Origin of the sequence: Bradyrhizobium sediminis, assembly GCF_018736085.1 — a bacterium.
In the GTDB taxonomy this organism is placed as follows: Bacteria; Pseudomonadota; Alphaproteobacteria; order Rhizobiales; family Xanthobacteraceae; genus Bradyrhizobium; species Bradyrhizobium sediminis.
In genome coordinates, this window is record NZ_CP076134.1 from 5,435,501 (window position 1) to 5,451,806 (window position 16,306).

The window sequence follows — 16,306 nt, forward strand, 5'->3', positions numbered from 1 at the left end:
TCCCGTCTGATTCAATTCGCGTATTGGAGCGGGTATCAAGCGTCGGATTTCAACCCATTATGTGATTTCGAGCCTCTTCGTGGTCGATCTCGAGCAACATGGCGACGTCGTCGCCTGGCTCCATGACGGCGGCTGACAAGCACGCCATGCGGGGCATGGCGCTCCGTTTCAACCGGCGTCGAGCTGCTGCTCCAGGTCGTGCAGCACCTGATAGCACGGCAGCACCTGGGCGACGCTGGAGTTCGGCTCGCGGCCCTCGCGGATGGCGGCGAAGAATTCGCGGTCCTGCAGCTCGATCCCGTTCATCGACACGTCGACCTTGCTGACGTCGATCTTTTCTTCCTTGCCGTTGAACAGATCGTCGTAGCGCGCGATGTAGGTGCCGGTGTCGCCGATGTAGCGGAAGAAGGTGCCGAGCGGGCCGTCATTGTTGAACGAGAGGCTGAGCGTGCAGATCGCGCCGTTGGCCGCCTTGAGCTGGATCGACATGTCCATCGCGATTCCGAGCGACGGATGAATCGGCCCCTGCACCGCGTTGGCCTTCACGACCGGCGAGCGCGCCTGATAGGCGAACAGGTCGACCGTATGCGCGGCATGGTGCCACAGCAAATGATCGGTCCAGCTGCGCGGCTGGCCCAGCGCGTTCATGTTCGAGCGGCGGAAGAAGAAGGTCTGCACGTCCATCTGCTGGATGTTGAATTCGCCGGCGACGATCTTGTTGCGCACCCACTGGTGGCTGGGATTGAAGCGGCGGGTGTGGCCGCACATCGCCACCAGCCCGGTCTTCTTCTGCAGCTCGACGACGGCCTGCGCGTCGTGCAAGGAATCCGCGAGCGGAATCTCGACCTGCACATGCTTGCCGGCCTTCATGCAGGCGATCGATTGTTCGGCATGCATCTGGGTCGGCGTGCACAGGATTACCGCGTCGACTTCCCCAAGCGCGAGGCTGTCGGCGAGGTCGGTCGAGACATGCGCGATGCCGTATTTGGCAGCGACTTCCTTGGTCGGCTCGAGCCTGCGGCCGACCAGCGACACCACCTCGACGCCGTCGATATTCCTGATGCCGTCGAGGTGCTTGATGCCGAACGCGCCGGCGCCGGCGAGCGCCACTTTGATGGTCTTGGCCACGTCAGTTGTTCTCCAGGATCAGATGGCCCACCGCGGTGTTGCTGGCGGGCACATGGTAGAAACGGTGCCGGACGGTGGGTGGCTTGCCGCCATTGACGTCGCTCATGGCGCCGCGGGCGATCAGCCACATCACGAGCTCGATGCCCTCGCTGCCGGCCTCGCGGACGTAGTCGATATGCGGCATCGCGGAGAGCCCCTCGGGGTCGGCGATCAGGCGATCGAGGAAGGCGGTGTCGAACTCCTTGTTGATCAGCCCGGCGCGCGGCCCCTGCAGCTGATGGCTCATGCCGCCGGTGCCCCAGATCTGCACGTTGAGCGGCTCGTCGTAGGACTCGATCGCCTTGCGGATCGCCTTGCCGAGCATGTAGCAGCGCCGGCCCGATGGCACCGGGTACTGCACGACATTGACCGCGAACGGGATCACCGGGCATGGCCACGCCTGCGGCTGGCCGCACATCAGGCTCATCGGCACCGTGAGGCCGTGATCGACGTCCATCTTGTTGACGATGGTCAGGTCGAAATCGTCCTGGATCACCGATTGCGCGATGTGGCCTGCGAGTTTCGGATGACCGATCACCTTGGGCACCGGACGCGGGCCCCAGCCCTCGTCGGCCACCGCGAACTCGGGCGCCGTGCCGATCGCAAAGGTCGGGATGATATCGAGGCTGAACGCGTTGGCGTGATCGTTGTAGACCAGAAAGATCACGTCCGGCTTTTGATCCTTCAGCCACTGCTTGGAGAATTCGTAGCCCTTGAAGACCGGTTGCCAGTATGGCTCAGCGGTCTTGCCAAGGTCGAGCGCAGCCCCGACGGCCGGCACGTGCGAGGTGTAGACGCTGGCAGTGATACGGGCCATCACTTCTTCTCCCCAATGTAGCGATTGCCTTCGGCGGAGCGGCCGCCGCTGACCATCATGTTTCGGTATTCTTCCTCGCTCATGCCGGTCATGCTGCCGGCCATCTGCTGGAAGCTCTTGCCGTCGGTCGCGCCGATCTTGGCGAGGAAGTAGATGTTGCCGCCGAGCGCGATGCAGCGATTGAGGTCGCGCGCCAGCACCGCCTGCTTCTGCTCCTCGCTCATCGGCCATTCGTCGAGATAGGCGCGTTCATTGGCCTTGAAGCGGGCGCGGTTCTCCGCCTTCATCAGCGACATGCAGAACTGGTTCAGGTGATAGCCCTGGCGCGACATGTCGGCGTCGAAGATCGTGGTGCCGGGGACATCCTTGTAGGGTTTGTCGAGTGACATGGGATTAGCCTCCTCAGGAATGTTCGGGCCAGTACAGCCGCATCGGGTTGTCGACCAGCAGCTTGTGCTGCAGTTCGGGCGTGACCGCAATGTGCGGAATGAAATCGACCAGCAGGCCGTCGTCGGGCATGTGGTCCTTCAGGTTGGGATGCGGCCAGTCGGTGCCCCAGAGCACGCGATCGGGGAACGTCTCGACGATCCGCCGCGCGAACGGGATGACGTCGCGGTAGGCGTTCTGCTCGCCATTCAGCGCCGGCGGCCCCTTGACCGTCAGCCGCTCCGGACAGCTGACCTTGGACCAGACGTTGGGATGTTCCCGCATGAATTTCACGAACAGCTCGAATTCCGGACCGTCGACCGGCTTGCCGACGTCAGGCCGGCCCATGTGGTCGACGACGATGGTGGTCGGCAGCGCGGTGAAGAAATCCCACAATTCGGGCAGATCGACCGCCTCGAAATAGATCACGACATGCCAGCCCAGTTTCGCGATGCGGCCGGCAATCTCGATCAACTCCTCCTTCGGCGTGAAATCGACCAGGCGCTTGACGAAGTTGAAGCGCACGCCGCGCACGCCGGCGTCGTGCATCGCGCGAAGCTCGGCGTCGCCGATGCTGCGCTTGACGGTCGCGACGCCGCGCGCCTTGCCGCCGGAATGGGTCAGCGCGTCGACCATCGCGCGGTTGTCGGCACCGTGACAGGTGGCCTGCACCACGACGTTGCGCGCAAAGCCGAGATGGTCGCGCAGCGCATAGAGCTGCTGCTTGGAGGCGTCGCAGGGCGTGTATTTCCGCTCCGGCGCGAAGGGAAACTCGGCGCCGGGCCCGAACACATGGCAATGCGCGTCGACTGAGCCTGCCGGCACCTTGAACCGGGGTTTCGAGGGGCCGGCGTACCAGTCCAGCCAGCCAGGGGTCTTGGTAAATTGGGTCTTCTGCAATTCCATCGCGGTCTGTCTCATTCTTTTGACTTGAGCTTGCCGAGGATGCGGTCGGCCTCGGTGCGCCAGTCGGGGCTGCGCGCAAATTCCTTGGCGCCTTTCGGACCGAACAGGCCCTCGTCGGCGAGATCGGCGACCCAGGCCTGACGTTCGGCGGTACCCTGCGCCGACCACGGCGTCAGCCCGATCTCGCGGACGGTTTCCGCCACCTCGCGCACCTCTTCGGCGCGCCGCCGGCCGTGCTCGATGACGCGCTGGAAGAAGTAGGCGCCCTGCTTCTCCCAGTTGATGCTTGGGAAAGTCTCCGCCAGCGAGGCCAGCACCGCGTCCTCGACGCCGTAGGCGCGCGCAGTGGTGAAACTCTCGATCACCATGGCTTCCATGCCCTTGATCATGATGCTGCGGCACATCTTGACGGCAGAGGCAACGCCAAGCTGGTCGCTGGCGACCTTGGCGTCGAAGCCGAGTTCCACCAGCAACGGCGCAAGCTCGCGGGCGCCGGAGCCGCCGAGCAGCAACGGCACCTTGATGCGGTACGGCGGGACCGAAGTCATGACCGCGCCCTCGACATAGCGTCCGCCGGCGCCGTCGATCAGGGCCGCGGCGCGCCGCTTCGCACCCGGTGAGGCCGAGTTGAAGTCGAGGAACCAGGCGCCTTTCTTCACTGCCGGTGCGCAAGCCTGCGCCACCGGCACCGCCTGGCTCGCCGTGACCGCGGAAACGATGAAGTCGGCCTGCGCGGCGAGATCGGCATGCGACGACGCCAGCGCGACGCCGATGCCGGCGGCGTGATCCTGCAGCGGCTTGGCCCTGTTGTCGCCGAGCTTGATGTCATAGGCGCTGACCCGGACGCCGTCCTTGCGCAGATCTTCGGCCAGAATCCGGCCCACCTCGCCGTAGCCGACGAGGCCGACATGCCATTGGTTGGAAGCAACCGACATCGGCGATCAATCTATGTATCGGAGGCCGGCCTTCGCGAGCGGCTCCCGCATGTTGTACATGTCGAGGCCAAGCACGCCGGCCGCGAGCTTGGCGCGCTTGTCGCCTTCATTGGCCTCGCGCGCTTCGGCGGCATCCGCCGCCTGTTGGGCGATGGCGGCGGGAACCACGACCACGCCGTCCGGATCGGCGACGATCACGTCGCCCGGATTGACCTGCGCGCCGGCGCAGACCACCGGGATGTTCACCGAGCCCAGCGTTGCCTTCACCGTGCCCTTGGCGCTGATCGCCCTGGAGAACACCGGGAACTGCATTTCGGTCAGGTCCTTCACATCACGCACGCCGCCATCGATGATCAGGCCCTTGGCCCCGCGGGCGCGGAAGCTGGTCGCCAGCAGGTCGCCGAAGAAGCCGTCGGTGTTCTCGGCGGAGCAGGCGGCGACCACCACGTCGCCCGGCTGCAGCTGCTCGGCGACCACATGCATCATCCAGTTGTCGCCGGGATGCAGCAGCACGGTGACCGCGGTTCCGCAGGTGTGCGCGTCCGCATAGATCGGCCGCATATAGGGCTGCATCAGGCCGACGCGTCCCATCGCCTCGTGGATGGTGGCGACGCCGAAGCGCGACAGCTTCTCGACCGCCGCCTTGTCCGCGCGAACGATGTTGCGCTTGACGACGCCGAGATTGTTCAAGGGAACGCTCATGCTACTTGCCTTTCGCCTTCAACGCCGCGTCGAGGCGCGGAAACACCCGCCGCGCATTACCCTCGTAAACCTTCTGCTTGTCCTGCGCGCTGAGGATGGTCGAGGCCTCGATGTAGCGCTTGGTATCGTCGTAATTGAAGCCGGTTTCAGGGTCGATCCCCTTCACCGCGCCGATCATCTCGCTGGCGAACAGGATGTTGTCGACCGGGATTACCTTGGTCAGAAGGTCGATGCCGGGCTGGTGATAGACGCAGGTGTCGAAGAAGATGTTCTTCAGCAGGTGCTCCTTCAAGAGCGGCTTCTTCAGCTCCTGCGCCAGGCCGCGGAAACGGCCCCAGTGATAGGGCACCGCGCCGCCGCCATGCGGGATCAGGAACTTCAGCGTCGGAAAATTCCTGAACAGATCCGAGGTCAGGCACTGCATGAAGGCCGTGGTGTCGGCATTCAGATAATGCGCGCCGGTGGTGTGGAAGCAGGAGTTGCAGCTGGTGGAGACGTGGATCATGGCAGGGATGTCGAGTTCCACCATCTTCTCGTAGATCGGATACCAGTGCCGGTCCGACAGCGGCGGCGAGGTCCAGTGCCCGCCCGACGGATCGGGATTCAGATTGATGCCGACGAAGCCGTAGTCCCTGACGCATTTTTCCATCTCGGGAATGCACGTCTTCGGATCGACGCCCGGCGACTGCGGCAGCATCGCGGCGCCGATGAAACTGTCCGGAAACAGCCGGGCGACGCGCGCGCACAGCTCGTTGCAGATCGCCGCCCAGGTCGACGATACGTTGAAGTCGCCGATGTGGTGCGCCATGAAGCTGGCGCGCGGGCTGAAGATGGTGAGGTCGCTGCCGCGCTCCTGCATCTTCTTGAGCTGGTTGTTGACGATGCTCTCGCGCAGTTCGTCGTCGCTGATCCTGAGTTCGCTGGCCTTGGGCGCGGCCTTGGGATCGTTGATTTCGGCGATCTGGCGATTGCGCCAGTCCTCGAGCGCCTTCGGCGCGGTGGTGTAGTGGCCGTGTACGTCGATGATCATCGTTCTATCCTTGCCGCGCGCGACGGAGTTCGGGGGTTGCGCTGAAATCGCCGGCCCGACGGCCGGCCCAGACCGAAGCGGGCACCATCGCCTCGCCGCGCATCAACAGCCGCGCGGTGCGCAGCAGCGCGGCGCGGGTCACGTTTTGCGGGTTGGCGGGGTCGACCTCGATCTCGACGCTGAATTCGCCGGTCGGATGCTCGACCGAGATGGTCTTCACGTTCTGACCCGGCACGTCAGCGATGCCCTGCGTGGTCGAGCCGTCGAGCACGCAGGCGGTAGCCACCGTCACCGCCGCCAGCACGCCGATGGCGTCGTGGCAGACATGCGGGATGAAGCTGCGCGTGCTGATGGCGCCGCCGGCGCGCGGCGCCGCAATCAGCGTCATCTTCGGGTAATTCTTGGCTGTGACGTCGCCGAGTTTCATCGCGTGGCCGCAGGCGATCCGCAACCGCTCGATCCGCGCCTTCAACTCGGTATCGGCGTTCAACTGATCGACGCTCTCATAGCCGGTGCGGCCGACGTCGGCGGCCTTGAAGATCACCAGCGGCATGCCGTTGTCGATGCAGGTCACGGTGATGCCGTCGATGACGTCGCGGACATTGCCGGTCGGCAGCAGTCCCGGCGCGACCGAGCCGGCGGTATCGAGAAAGTTGATCGTAATCGGCGCAGAGGTGCCCGGCGCGCCGTCGATCCGGGCCACGCCTTCATATTCGACATGGCCGTTCGGCGTCTGCACGGTGATGTCGCATTGCATGTCGGTATTGAGCGTCAGCACGCGCAGGGTGGTGATGTCGCCTTGTGGCTTGACCAGGCCGGTCTCGAGCGCGAACGGCACCACCGCGGCGAGCATGTTGCCGCAATTGGGCGTGGTATCGACGGTGTCCTTGTCCGGCTGCAACTGCGCGAACAGGAAATCGAGATCGACGCCGGGCCGGGAACCCCTGGAGACGATGCCGACCTTGCTGGTCAAGGGATGCGCGCCGCCGAGCCCGTCGATCTGGCGCTTGTCGGGCGAACCCATCACCGCAAGCAGCACCTTGTCGCGGGTCGGGATGTCGGCGGGCAGGTCGGCGGCGTTGAAGAACGGACCTCGCGACGTGCCGCCGCGCATGAACAGGCAGGGAATGGCGGTTTGCATGGGACCCTCGCTCACTTACTGAATGGCAAGGCCGAGCCGACCGATCGGCGCGTTCGGCAACGCCGGCGCCGACATGGCGTCGACATGGCGGCGAATGTAGCACAGGTGAGAAATGTCCGTCTAAACATGCTGGCGTGCTCCCATTGTGCAATCCGGCTCGATGGACCGAGCATTTCCTGGCGCCGGCCGGGTCGGACTTTCCGCGGGCGCGGCGAGGCGGCCGTGACGGAAACGGGCTGTTCGCTGCCCTCACTGTGGCCAGCCGGCCGGCGCTTCGCCAGCGCCCGCTCCCTATAACAGCTATCGCAATCCGGCATGGCCTGCCGGCACGAGCGATGCGCAAAATGATCAGGCGGGAAGCTTCCGCACCAGCGCGGTCAAGAGCCGCATCGTGTGCTGGGTCAGCGGCGTGGGACGCCGGTGCGCCGAGATCGCCAGGCAAAGCACGCTGACGGGCGCCGGTTCGACCAGCCGGCGCACCGCCAATTCTCCCGCGCGCGGCGAAGCGGCAACGCCGCTGGCGGTGAGCACCGCGTGGCCATAGCCGGCGCAGACCAGTTCGATGATCGAGGGGACACTCGATACCTCCCAGGCAATGTCGAGCTTGATGCCGGCCAGGGCCGCCTGGGTCTCGAGCAGGCGGCGCATGGCGTGCACCCGCTCCGGAACGATCAGGGGGTAACGCGACAGCTCTTTCATCGGCAGCGGCGGCAATGCGGCCCGTTTCCGCTGGCCCTTGGCTGCACGACTCACCAGTCCAAGCGGCTCCTGAAGCAGCGGCGTGATCTCCAGCCCGGCCTGCGCCTCGGGGTTGTAGACCAGGCCGACATCGATGCGGCCGGTCGTCACCCATTCGACGATATGAGTCGACAGCCCTTCGACGACCGCCAGCCTGGCGGCGGGAAGCTCCTTCTTGAAGCGGTCAATCAGCGGAAGCGTGAGTTGACGGCCGATGCTCGGCGGCAGCCCGATGATTACCCGCCCGACCGGCTCGTCGCGGCTCGCCCCCAGATCCTCGCGCGCATGCGCCATCAGCTGCAGAACCGCCACGCTATGGTCGAACAGCCGCTTGCCCGCATCGGTCAACGCGACGCCCCGGCCGTTGCGCAGGAACAGTTGCTGGTGCAGCTCGGTCTCGAGGCTGCGCACCTGGCGGCTGAGCGCCGGCTGCGCGATGTCGAGCACCAGCGCCGCCTTGCTGAAGCTGCCCAGCTCGGCCACCTGCACGAAGTATTCGAGCTGCTTGAGGTTCATGGGTCCCTATTGCTTCTGAATCCCGGCCTTCTCGATCACCTTACGCCACTTCTCGATATCAGACTTCAGTCTGGCTGATATTTCTTCGGGTGTACTTGCCCTGGCCTCGATGCCGAGTTCGAGAAGCCGCCTCCTCACGTCCGGCTCGGCGAGTATTTCCTGCAAGGCCAGATTGAGGATCTTCACGATCTCCGGCGGCGTGCCGGCGGGCGCAAACAATGCGTTCCAGGAAACGACGTCGTAATCGGCGACGCCGGATTCCTGCACGGTCGCAATATCCGGCGCGCTTTCCGAACGTATCGGCCCGGTCGACGCCAGCGCCCGGATCTTCCCGTCGGCGAGATTGCCCTTCATCGCCGAGTAGCTGTCGATCATGAGGGCGAGGTTGCCCTGCATGGTGGACACCAGAACCTCGGGCGTTCCCCGATGGGGGATGATCACGAAATCGATGCCGGCCGCGGTCTTGAAGAGCTCCGCCGACAGATTCTGGGTGCTTCCGACATTGATGGTTCCGACATTGAGCGACCCGGGCTTCGCCTTTGCGGCCGCGATGAAGTCCGCCAGCGTCTTGAATGGCGAGTCCGCGTTGGCGGCAAAGACGAAATCGAAAAAGCCGAGACTCGAAACCGGAACGAAATCCTTCAGGGGATCGTAGGGCAACTTGCCGAACAGGGAGACGCTGATCGCGGTTCCGTTCGACAGCAATGCCAGGGTATGGCCATCGGGCGGAGAGGAAATCACCGTTCGAGCCGCGGCAATGCCGCCGGCGCCAGGCTGGTTCTCGACATAAAACCGGCCCCCAAGCTTGACGCCGAGCCGTTCTGCGATCACCCGCGCCGTGATATCGGCAACGCCGCCGGCAGCAAACGGCACGACGATCCGCACTGCCTTGCCCGGGTATTTGGTCTCGGCGCCGGCCTGACCTTGGGGAAGGACGAGCGCCAGCAGCACAAGCAAAGCGAGCGGCATCCGCGCAGAAATCCGGGAGACGCAATCGAGGAATATCATGGGCAGCCCGGATTCCCGTGGATGAACTCGTCGCAGTGTTACTTGATAGGCGGACGCGGAAGCACGGCCTCGCCTGTTTCCATCCTGTAGACGTACTCGAGAGAGTACCAGGGCGTGCCGGCATCGGCCTTCGTCGGATGGGGCTCTTCATGACGCACGAAATTGCCGATCAGCGCCTTGGTTACGCCGAACTGCACGTCGCTGTCGATGTGCGGGTCGGCGGGATCATAGACCTGGGAAATCAGAACCTTGAAACCCGGCTTGAAAATCAGCGCGTGGAGGTGCGCCGGCCGAAAGGGATGCCGGTTCTGCAGCTTCAACAAACGGCCGACGACGCCGTTGGCCGGAATCGGGTAACCCGTCATCATCACCGTGCGAAACCAGAAGCATCCGTCGGCGTTCGTCGTAAACTTGCCGCGGAGGTTCATCTCCGCCTGTTCGGGATCCTGGTTTTCGTAAAGACCGACCGGCGAGGCGTGCCACACGTCCACTTCGGCTTCAGCCACCGGACGGCCGGCAGGGTCCACCACGCGCCCGTTGACGAAGAGCGGCACACCCGGCGTATCGGACCGGACGATCGACCCGCCGTTCTCGACCCTGGGCGAATTCAGCCGCCAGAACGGCCCGAGCAGCGACTGCGCCGTCTCGCTATTGCCCTGATCGCCATTGTTCAGAAGGCAGACCAGCGACGAGACCCCGAGCGAACCGGCCATCAGCACGACTTCATTATGGGTGTCGGTCGTGAGCTTGCCCATCTCCGCCAGAATGGCGGTGGCTTCGCGGAATTCCGCCTCGGTCAGGCGGACGTCGCGGATAAAGCCATGCAGGTGCCTGACGAGGGACACCATGATTTCACGCAGCCGCGGGTCGGAAGTCCTCTCCATCACGGATGTTGCCGCAACCGTGACGGCCTGCTGACGCTCGATGATCATTCCGCACTCCCTGGACGACGGCGGCGCCGGCATTGCGAGCCAACGGGCCGACGCAAACCGCCGCCCGATGCCAGGCGTCTCGCAATGACGCTTTCGGTAGCCGCCGTCAGTTCAGCTTCTCGATCGCCATCGCGACGCCCTGGCCGACGCCGACGCACATCGTCGCCAGCGCGCGCTTGCCGCCGCGCTTTTCCATGCCGTGCACCGCGGTCATGGCGAGGCGCGCGCCGCTCATGCCGAGCGGATGGCCGAGCGCAATGGCGCCGCCATGCGGATTGACGAAATCGGCGTCGTCCTTGACGCCCAATTGCCGAAGACAGGCGATGCCCTGCGAAGCGAAGGCTTCATTGAGTTCGATCAGGTCGAAATCGCTGATCTTCAGCCCTAACCGCTCCATCAGCTTGCGGGTCGCCGGCACCGGGCCGATGCCCATGATGCGCGGCGGCACTGCGGCCGAGGCGAGGCCGAGAATGCGGGCCCGCGGCGTCAGCCCGTGCTTCTTCACCGCGGCTTCGGAAGCCAGGATCATCGCGGCGGCGCCGTCATTGACGCCGGAGGCATTGCCCGCCGTCACCGTGCCGGGATTGCGCACGATCGGCTTCAGTTTTGTCAAACCTTCGAGCGTGGTTTCGGGGCGCGGATGTTCGTCCTTGTCGATGCTGACCGGTCCGGCCTTGCCGCCGGGAACCACTACCGCCGTGATTTCCTCGGCGAAATAACTCGACGCGATCGCCGCACCCGCGCGCTGCTGCGAGCGGATCGCGAACGCGTCCTGGTCGGCGCGCGATACCTGGAACTCCTCGGCGACGTTCTCGCCGGTCTCCGGCATGGCGTCGACGCCGTATTGCGCTTTCAAGAGCGGATTGATGAAGCGCCAGCCGATGGTGGTGTCGAAGATTTCGGCGGAACGCGAAAACGCTTCCGATGCCTTGCCCATCACGAACGGCGCCCGCGTCATCGATTCGACGCCGCCGGCGATGGCGAAGTCGATCTCGCCGGCACGGATCGCGCGGCCGGCAGCGCCGACGGCATCGAGCCCCGAGGCGCAGAGCCGGTTGAGCGTGAGGCCGGGAACCGATTCCGGCAGCCCGGCCAGCAGCAGCGCCATCCGCGCCACGTTGCGGTTGTCTTCGCCGGCCTGATTGGCGCAGCCGAAATAGACCTCATCGACATCAGCCCAGTCGAGCCTGGGATGCCGCGCCATCAGGGCCTTGATCGGGGTCGCCGCCAGGTCGTCGGCGCGGACCTTGGCCAGCGAACCTCCGAAGCGGCCGATCGGGGTCCGTACGGCATCGCAAACAAACACATCGCGCATCTACTCTCTCCCTGAATGCCGCGTTTTCGGCGCTGATTGCCGGAATTGACGGCGAGTTTTAGGAGCGAGGCCGCGGCAGGTCAATTGACGGCTCTATCGCCCCTCTCCCGCTTGCGGGAGAGGGGCAGCGGAGAACGTGGAAAACGCGTAATGCAGGGCCAAACCGATAGGACCGCGGGCCAAAATTTTGTAGTTTCCGCACCCGATGACGATCCAGCAATCCATTCCCGTGCCACAAGACGCTCAGCCGCCTGCCGAGGCGGCGGCGCGCGTCACGCCGATGATGGAACAATATCTGGAAATCAAGGCCGCCCATCCCGGGCTGCTGTTGTTCTACCGGATGGGTGATTTCTACGAGCTGTTCTTCGAGGACGCCGAAATCGCCTCACGCACGCTCGGCATCGTGCTGACCAAACGCGGCAAGCACCAGGGCATGGATATCCCGATGTGCGGCGTGCCGGTGGAGCGTTCCGAGGACTATCTGCATCGGCTGATCGAGGCAGGACATCGCGTCGCGGTCTGCGAGCAGACCGAGGATCCGGCGGCGGCGCGGGCGCGCGGCAACAAGAGCGTGGTCCGCCGCGGCGTGGTGCGGCTGGTGACGCCGGGCACGCTGACCGAAGACACCCTGCTCGACGCCAAGGCCAACAACTACCTGCTGGCGATCGCACGCGCCCGCGGATCGGCGGGCGCCGACCGCATCGGGCTGGCCTGGATCGACATTTCGACCGCGGAATTCATCGTCACCGAATGTTCCACCGGCGAACTCGCGGCGACCCTGGCGCGCATCAATCCCAATGAGGCCATCGTCACCGATGCGCTCTATGGCGATCCGGAACTGGGGCCTGCTTTACGCGAACTGCCGGCGGTGACGCCGCTGACCCGCGACTTCTTCGACGGCGCCACCGCCGAGCGGCGGCTGTGCGACTATTTCGCGGTCGCCACCATGGACGGCCTTTCCGCGATGTCGCGGCTCGAAGCCACCGCTGCGGCCGCCGCGGTGACCTATATCGACCGCACCCAGGTCGGAAAGCGCCCGCCGCTGTCGCCGCCGTCGCGCGAGGCTGCCGGCACGACCATGGCGATTGATCCCGCCACCCGCGCCAATCTCGAACTGACGCGGACGCTTTCGGGCGAGCGGCGCGGATCGCTGCTGGACGCCATCGACTGCACCGTGACCGCGGCCGGATCGCGCCTGCTGGCGCAGAGGCTGGCGGCGCCGCTCACCGACAGCGCCGCGATTGCCCGGCGGCTCGATGCCATCGCCACCTTCGTCGCCGACAGCGCCGCGCGCGACGAACTCCGCGCCAGCTTGCGCGCGGCGCCCGACATGTCGCGCGCGCTGGCGCGGTTGTCGGTCGGACGCGGCGGCCCGCGCGATCTCGCCGGTTTGCGCGACGGTATTGTTGCGGCCGATGAGGCCTTGGCGCGGCTTGCACGGCTCGATAATCCGCCGCCGGAGATCGCCGGGATCATGGAGGCGCTGCGCCGCCCGTCGCGCGATCTGGCGCGCGAATTCGAGCGCGCGCTTTCGGAACAGCTGCCTCTGATCAAGCGCGACGGCGGCTTCGTGCGCGAAGGCTATGAGGCCGCACTCGACGAGGCCCGCAATCTGCGCGACGCTTCGCGCCTCGTGGTCGCCGCGATGCAGGCACGCTACGCCGACGATACCTCCATCAAGGGCCTGAAGATCCGCCACAACAACGTGCTCGGCTATTTCGTCGAGGTCACCGCGCAACACGGCGACAAGCTGATGGCGCCGCCCCTGAATGCGACCTTCATCCACCGCCAGACCCTGGCCGGACAGGTCCGCTTCACCACCTCGGAACTCGGCGAGATCGAAGCCAAGATCGCCAACGCCGGCGACCGCGCGCTCGGGCTGGAGCTGGAGATCTTCGAGCGGCTTTCGGCTGACGTGATGGCCGCCAGCGACGATTTGCGCGCCGCCGCGCACGCGTTTGCGCTGCTCGATGTCGCAACCGCGCTGGCCAAGCTCGCGGTCGACGACAACTACGTGCGGCCCGAGGTCGATGGCTCGCTCGGCTTTGCCATCGAAGGCGGCCGGCATCCGGTGGTCGAGCAGGCATTGAAGCGCGACGGCCAGCCGTTCATCGCCAACGCCTGCGATCTTTCCCCCGGACCGGCGCAAAAGTCCGGTCAGATCTGGCTGATCACCGGTCCCAACATGGCGGGTAAATCGACCTTCCTGCGCCAGAACGCGCTGATCGCTCTCTTGGCGCAGACCGGCAGCTTCGTGCCGGCGACGCGTGCGCGCATCGGCATCGTCGACCGGCTGTTCTCGCGGGTCGGTGCTGCCGACGATCTGGCGCGCGGCCGCTCCACCTTCATGGTGGAGATGGTGGAGACCGCCGTGATCCTCAATCAGGCCAGCGAGCGCTCGCTGGTGATCCTGGACGAGATCGGCCGCGGCACCGCGACCTTCGACGGGCTGTCGATCGCCTGGGCGGCGATCGAGCATCTGCATGAGGCCAACCGCTGCCGCGCGCTATTCGCGACGCATTATCACGAGCTGACCGCGCTCTCGGCCAAGCTGCCGCGGCTGTTCAACGCCACGGTGCGGGTCAAGGAATGGCAGGGCGACGTCGTGTTCCTGCACGAGGTGCTGCCGGGCTCGGCCGACCGCTCCTACGGCATCCAGGTGGCGAAGCTCGCTGGCCTCCCCGCGCCTGTGATCGCGCGCGCGAAGTCTGTGCTCGCAAAGCTCGAGGCGCAGGACCGCGGCCAGACCGCGCGCGCGCTCGCCGACGACCTGCCGCTGTTCGCGGTACCGTCCCGCGCCTCAGCCGAACCCGCGCCGCCGAGCGAGGCCGAACAACTGATCGAAGCCGTCAGGGCGCTGCATCCCGACGAAATGTCGCCGCGCGAGGCGCTGGAGGCGCTGTATGCGCTGAAGGCGAAACTGCCGAAGCAGTAACAGCCCTCATCCTGAGGAGCGCGCTCTTGCGCGCGTCTCGAAGGATGGATGCAGCGGGGCTCTCATGGTTCGAGACGCGCGCCGGACAGCGCAAGCGCTGCCGGGAAGATGCGCTCCTCACCATGAGGGTCTATTGGCGCACCAGCTTCCGCCGCCCCCACCACCACAAGCCGAGATTCCAGCCGATGCAGGTCGTCAGCGCCAGGCTGAGGGCGACCGTCGAGCCGAAGCGAAGTGCGGCGAGGTGCAGCACGGCAACCGCAATGCCAAATCCCATCAGGCCCCAGGCGCCGTTGGCGATGACAGCGGCGGTCGCCGGACCGCCGATGCGCGGATGCAGGATCAGCATCAGGCTGGTGAACACGATCGGGAACAGCGCGATGATGCCGCTGATCCTGGGGCCGACCCAGCCCGATGTCGTGACCACCGTCGCTACCAGCGTCGCGACCAGTCCGGCGCGCAACGGAACGTCGTACCAGCGCCGCGTGATCAGCGGCATTTTGACGTGGCGATAGCCCTGCAACAGCGGCACGCAGATCGCAAAGGTGACGGCATTGGCGATCAGTCCGGCGAGAAGCGTCCACTGGAACATGCGGATGACGGAGGCGAGCGCGATCCACACCGCGAGCGCAACCGCGCAGGAAACCAGCGCGCTCCGCCGCTGCGCCAGCACGACATAGGTCAGGCCGAGAAAGATCGTCGCGGCGTTGATCGGCAGGCTCGCCAGCGCGCCTTCGGCGATGAAATCAGCATCGTGGTCGAGCGCGAGAAAGACGTAGGATGGCCCCGCCGAAATCGGCAAGGTCGCGACCAGCGCGCCGATCACCGGCCCCGAACGTTCGGTGATGACGGACGCCGTGACCACGAACGCAGCCGTGATCGCCATGCGGAAGCCGAGCATAAGGATGAAAGCGAGATCGGGGGACATTTTCAAACCGTCGTCCCGGCCAAGCGAAGCGCGGGCCGGGATCCATAACCACAGCCGTTCGTATTGCACGAAAGCCGTCGAACAGCATTTCCTGGAATGAGAGAGCACGGAGTATGGGTCCCGGCGTTCGCCGGGACGACGATAGTTGGTTCGCTCACACTCTTTGCATCGACACCGAAACCTTCGGGCCGTTCTTGATGGTCTGATACACCACGCAATAGCGCTCGGTGAGTTTCAGGAGCAGATCGAGCTTGTCCTGCGGCGCTGATGTCTCGACCTCGAACTTCAGGCGAATCTCGGCAAAGCCGACCGGCGCCTCCTTGTCGACGCCGAGCGTGCCGCGGAAATCGAGATCGCCCTCGGCGGTGACGTCGCCCTTCCTGAGCGGCACCTCGATCGCGGTCGCCACCGATTTCAGCGTCACGCCGGCGCAGGCGACCAGGGCTTCGAGCAGCATGTCGCCGGAGCACAGTTCAAGTCCGGAGCCGCCGGTCGCCGGGTGCAGGCCGGCCACCGCCAGCGCGCGGCCGGTCTCGACCTTGCAGGCGATGCCCTCGTTTTCGATCGAGCCCCTCGCGGTCAGCCTGATCATCGCGGCCTTCGGATCGGATTTGTAACGCTCCTTGATCGGAGCCTGGGTGGCGCGGAGTTTGGCGGCGTCCATTTTTCTTCCCTCCCCGATATCATTGCCTGCTTGATGTACCGGGTCGGCGGGCGGATGTCACCATTCCCGCCGGCGGCACGATTTCCGCCAGCCTTGAAAATTCGTTTTGTTTCAATAAGTTAATTCGCGGCATGGCGCAAAGATGC

Annotated in this window: 15 protein-coding genes; 1 reads left to right on the forward strand and 14 read right to left on the reverse strand. The window is 65.4% G+C overall.

Features of this window, described 5'->3' with window-relative positions:
- Positions 1-168 precede the first annotated feature (168 nt).
- From KMZ29_RS26025 to pcaF, 12 genes are all read right to left on the reverse strand, one after another.
- Positions 169-1,128 (reverse strand): Gfo/Idh/MocA family oxidoreductase, encoded by a 960-nt coding sequence (locus KMZ29_RS26025; protein WP_215621839.1) that lies wholly within the window; start codon positions 1,126-1,128, stop codon positions 169-171.
- A 1-nt stretch (position 1,129) separates the two neighbouring features.
- On the reverse strand, positions 1,130-1,984 hold the full coding sequence (locus KMZ29_RS26030; RefSeq protein WP_215604048.1) for a class III extradiol dioxygenase subunit beta: 855 nt from the start codon (positions 1,982-1,984) through the stop codon (positions 1,130-1,132).
- Positions 1,984-2,373, reverse strand: coding sequence for a protocatechuate 4,5-dioxygenase subunit alpha (ligA, locus tag KMZ29_RS26035; protein WP_215604049.1), 390 nt, complete (start codon positions 2,371-2,373; stop codon positions 1,984-1,986). The genes KMZ29_RS26030 and ligA overlap by 1 nt, the downstream gene beginning before the upstream one ends.
- A gap of 13 nt (positions 2,374-2,386) precedes the next feature.
- The gene (locus KMZ29_RS26040; protein WP_305855081.1) at positions 2,387-3,331 is read right to left on the reverse strand and encodes an amidohydrolase family protein; all 945 of its coding nucleotides are present in this window, start codon (positions 3,329-3,331) and stop codon (positions 2,387-2,389) included.
- Positions 3,328-4,251, reverse strand: a complete 924-nt coding sequence (locus KMZ29_RS26045) for a DUF1932 domain-containing protein (RefSeq protein ID WP_215621840.1) — start codon at positions 4,249-4,251, stop codon at positions 3,328-3,330. Before KMZ29_RS26045 ends, KMZ29_RS26040 begins: the two co-directional genes overlap by 4 nt.
- 6 nt (positions 4,252-4,257) lie before the next feature.
- Positions 4,258-4,953, reverse strand: a complete 696-nt coding sequence (gene ligK / locus KMZ29_RS26050) for a 4-carboxy-4-hydroxy-2-oxoadipate aldolase/oxaloacetate decarboxylase (RefSeq protein ID WP_215621841.1) — start codon at positions 4,951-4,953, stop codon at positions 4,258-4,260.
- A 1-nt stretch (position 4,954) separates the two neighbouring features.
- Positions 4,955-5,983 carry an amidohydrolase family protein gene (locus tag KMZ29_RS26055; protein WP_215621842.1) on the reverse strand — a complete coding sequence of 343 codons (1,029 nt, stop codon included), beginning with the start codon at positions 5,981-5,983 and terminating at the stop codon, positions 4,955-4,957.
- A 4-nt stretch (positions 5,984-5,987) separates the two neighbouring features.
- Entirely contained in the window at positions 5,988-7,124 is a 1,137-nt protein-coding gene (locus tag KMZ29_RS26060; RefSeq protein WP_215621843.1) for a 4-oxalomesaconate tautomerase, read from the reverse strand.
- A 348-nt stretch (positions 7,125-7,472) separates the two neighbouring features.
- Positions 7,473-8,378, reverse strand: a complete 906-nt coding sequence (locus KMZ29_RS26065; protein WP_215621844.1) for a LysR family transcriptional regulator — start codon at positions 8,376-8,378, stop codon at positions 7,473-7,475.
- Positions 8,379-8,384: 6 nt separating this feature from the next.
- On the reverse strand, positions 8,385-9,347 hold the full coding sequence (locus KMZ29_RS26070) for a Bug family tripartite tricarboxylate transporter substrate binding protein (RefSeq protein WP_249779791.1): 963 nt from the start codon (positions 9,345-9,347) through the stop codon (positions 8,385-8,387).
- A gap of 77 nt (positions 9,348-9,424) precedes the next feature.
- The gene (locus tag KMZ29_RS26075; RefSeq protein ID WP_215621846.1) at positions 9,425-10,318 is read right to left on the reverse strand and encodes a dioxygenase family protein; all 894 of its coding nucleotides are present in this window, start codon (positions 10,316-10,318) and stop codon (positions 9,425-9,427) included.
- 106 nt (positions 10,319-10,424) lie between these two features.
- A complete protein-coding gene (gene pcaF / locus KMZ29_RS26080; protein ID WP_215621847.1) occupies positions 10,425-11,633 on the reverse strand; it encodes a 3-oxoadipyl-CoA thiolase in 1,209 nt (402 codons plus the stop codon).
- A gap of 205 nt (positions 11,634-11,838) precedes the next feature.
- Here pcaF and mutS point away from each other — a divergent pair, with 205 nt between their 5' ends.
- The gene (gene mutS / locus KMZ29_RS26085; RefSeq protein WP_215621848.1) at positions 11,839-14,568 is read left to right on the forward strand and encodes a DNA mismatch repair protein MutS; all 2,730 of its coding nucleotides are present in this window, start codon (positions 11,839-11,841) and stop codon (positions 14,566-14,568) included.
- Between the two features lie 130 nt (positions 14,569-14,698).
- Here the strand turns inward: mutS and KMZ29_RS26090 are convergent, their stop codons facing one another.
- Both KMZ29_RS26090 and KMZ29_RS26095 read right to left on the reverse strand, forming a co-directional pair.
- The gene (locus KMZ29_RS26090) at positions 14,699-15,496 is read right to left on the reverse strand and encodes a hypothetical protein (protein ID WP_215621849.1); all 798 of its coding nucleotides are present in this window, start codon (positions 15,494-15,496) and stop codon (positions 14,699-14,701) included.
- A gap of 154 nt (positions 15,497-15,650) precedes the next feature.
- A complete protein-coding gene (locus KMZ29_RS26095; protein WP_215621850.1) occupies positions 15,651-16,160 on the reverse strand; it encodes an OsmC family protein in 510 nt (169 codons plus the stop codon).
- Between the last annotated feature and the right edge of the window lie 146 nt (positions 16,161-16,306).